The organism is Streptomyces sp. NPDC006435, assembly GCF_040612315.1.
Taxonomy (GTDB): domain Bacteria; phylum Actinomycetota; class Actinomycetes; order Streptomycetales; family Streptomycetaceae; genus Streptomyces.
Genome location: NZ_JBEXPY010000105.1, coordinates 1 through 3,151, shown reverse-complemented (window position 1 = coordinate 3,151; position 3,151 = coordinate 1). Strand labels below are relative to the sequence as shown.

Here is a 3,151-nt window from a genome sequence, read left to right as displayed (position 1 = left end):
GCTGGAATGACACGACTTCGGCGGTACGCTTGAGCCCCGCTACATTGTCGGCGCGGAATCACTTGACCAGTGAGCTATTACGCACTCTTTCAAGGGTGGCTGCTTCTAAGCCAACCTCCTGGTTGTCTCTGCGACTCCACATCCTTTCCCACTTAGCGTACGCTTAGGGGCCTTAGTCGATGCTCTGGGCTGTTTCCCTCTCGACCATGGAGCTTATCCCCCACAGTCTCACTGCCGTGCTCTCACTTACCGGCATTCGGAGTTTGGCTAAGGTCAGTAACCCGGTAGGGCCCATCGCCTATCCAGTGCTCTACCTCCGGCAAGAAACACACGACGCTGCACCTAAATGCATTTCGGGGAGAACCAGCTATCACGGAGTTTGATTGGCCTTTCACCCCTAACCACAGGTCATCCCCCAGGTTTTCAACCCTGGTGGGTTCGGTCCTCCACGAAGTCTTACCTCCGCTTCAACCTGCCCATGGCTAGATCACTCCGCTTCGGGTCTTGAGCGTGCTACTGAAACGCCCTGTTCGGACTCGCTTTCGCTACGGCTTCCCCACACGGGTTAACCTCGCAACACACCGCAAACTCGCAGGCTCATTCTTCAAAAGGCACGCAGTCACGACATGCAAGCAAGCTTGCATGCGACGCTCCCACGGCTTGTAGGCACACGGTTTCAGGTACTATTTCACTCCGCTCCCGCGGTACTTTTCACCATTCCCTCACGGTACTATCCGCTATCGGTCACCAGGGAATATTTAGGCTTAACGGGTGGTCCCGCCAGATTCACACGGGATTTCTCGGGCCCCGTGCTACTTGGGTGTCTCTCAAGCAAGCCGCTGACATTTCGGCTACGGGGGTCTTACCCTCTACGCCGGACCTTTCGCATGTCCTTCGCCTACATCAACGGTTTCTGACTCACCTCACGGCCGGCAGACCGTGAAAGAGAGATCCCACAACCCCGCATGCGCAACCCCTGCCGGGTATCACACGCATACGGTTTGGCCTCATCCAGTTTCGCTCGCCACTACTCCCGGAATCACGGTTGTTTTCTCTTCCTGAGGGTACTGAGATGTTTCACTTCCCCTCGTTCCCTCCACACTGCCTATGTGTTCAGCAGCGGGTGACAGCCCATGACGACTGCCGGGTTTCCCCATTCGGACACCCCCGGATCAAAGCTCGGTTGACAGCTCCCCGGGGCCTATCGCGGCCTCCCACGTCCTTCATCGGTTCCTGGTGCCAAGGCATCCACCGTGCGCCCTTAAAAACTTGGCCACAGATGCTCGCGTCCACTGTGCAGTTCTCAAACAACGACCAGCCACCCATCACCCCGCTCCGAAGAAGCAGGTTCACTGGGGCCGGCAACTGAGGCGACCTCACGGCCGTACCCTCAGACACCCAACAACGTGCCCGACACAATCCCCCCGGATACTCACGTTCCACGCCGAAGCAGTACTAGTGAATCCCTGAAGAACCGTGCCGAATAGTCAACGTTCCACCCATGAGCAACCACCGCCGGACATTTGCCGACGTAGTGGCCTCTGACCAGGCCGAAGCCCGGTAAGAAGTGCTCCTTAGAAAGGAGGTGATCCAGCCGCACCTTCCGGTACGGCTACCTTGTTACGACTTCGTCCCAATCGCCAGTCCCACCTTCGACAGCTCCCTCCCACAAGGGGTTGGGCCACCGGCTTCGGGTGTTACCGACTTTCGTGACGTGACGGGCGGTGTGTACAAGGCCCGGGAACGTATTCACCGCAGCAATGCTGATCTGCGATTACTAGCAACTCCGACTTCATGGGGTCGAGTTGCAGACCCCAATCCGAACTGAGACCGGCTTTTTGAGATTCGCTCCGCCTCGCGGCATCGCAGCTCATTGTACCGGCCATTGTAGCACGTGTGCAGCCCAAGACATAAGGGGCATGATGACTTGACGTCGTCCCCACCTTCCTCCGAGTTGACCCCGGCAGTCTCCTGTGAGTCCCCATCACCCCGAAGGGCATGCTGGCAACACAGAACAAGGGTTGCGCTCGTTGCGGGACTTAACCCAACATCTCACGACACGAGCTGACGACAGCCATGCACCACCTGTACACCGACCACAAGGGGGGCACCATCTCTGGCGCTTTCCGGTGTATGTCAAGCCTTGGTAAGGTTCTTCGCGTTGCGTCGAATTAAGCCACATGCTCCGCTGCTTGTGCGGGCCCCCGTCAATTCCTTTGAGTTTTAGCCTTGCGGCCGTACTCCCCAGGCGGGGAACTTAATGCGTTAGCTGCGGCACCGACGACGTGGAATGTCGCCAACACCTAGTTCCCAACGTTTACGGCGTGGACTACCAGGGTATCTAATCCTGTTCGCTCCCCACGCTTTCGCTCCTCAGCGTCAGTAATGGCCCAGAGATCCGCCTTCGCCACCGGTGTTCCTCCTGATATCTGCGCATTTCACCGCTACACCAGGAATTCCGATCTCCCCTACCACACTCTAGCCTGCCCGTATCGACTGCAGACCCGGGGTTAAGCCCCGGGCTTTCACAACCGACGTGACAAGCCGCCTACGAGCTCTTTACGCCCAATAATTCCGGACAACGCTTGCGCCCTACGTATTACCGCGGCTGCTGGCACGTAGTTAGCCGGCGCTTCTTCTGCAGGTACCGTCACTCTCGCTTCTTCCCTGCTGAAAGAGGTTTACAACCCGAAGGCCGTCATCCCTCACGCGGCGTCGCTGCATCAGGCTTTCGCCCATTGTGCAATATTCCCCACTGCTGCCTCCCGTAGGAGTCTGGGCCGTGTCTCAGTCCCAGTGTGGCCGGTCGCCCTCTCAGGCCGGCTACCCGTCGTCGCCTTGGTAGGCCATCACCCCACCAACAAGCTGATAGGCCGCGGGCTCATCCTTCACCGCCGGAGCTTTCAACCCCGTCCCATGCGGGACGGAGTGGTATCCGGTATTAGACCCCGTTTCCAGGGCTTGTCCCAGAGTGAAGGGCAGATTGCCCACGTGTTACTCACCCGTTCGCCACTAATCCACCACCGAAGCGGCTTCATCGTTCGACTTGCATGTGTTAAGCACGCCGCCAGCGTTCGTCCTGAGCCAGGATCAAACTCTCCGTGAATGTTTTCCCGTGATCGGGACAACACGACACGAGAGCGGGACAACC

Annotated in this window: 2 rRNA genes (1 of these 2 cut by a window edge); both read right to left on the bottom strand. The window is 58.3% G+C overall.

The features are described 5' to 3' along the window. Positions 1–1,275, bottom strand: a 23S ribosomal RNA gene (locus tag ABZZ04_RS39200) (it extends 1,491 nt beyond the left edge of the window). A gap of 303 nt (positions 1,276–1,578) precedes the next feature. Beyond that, positions 1,579–3,106, bottom strand: a 16S ribosomal RNA gene (locus tag ABZZ04_RS39195). The 16S and 23S rRNA genes sit together here, the layout of an rRNA operon. Between the last annotated feature and the right edge of the window lie 45 nt (positions 3,107–3,151).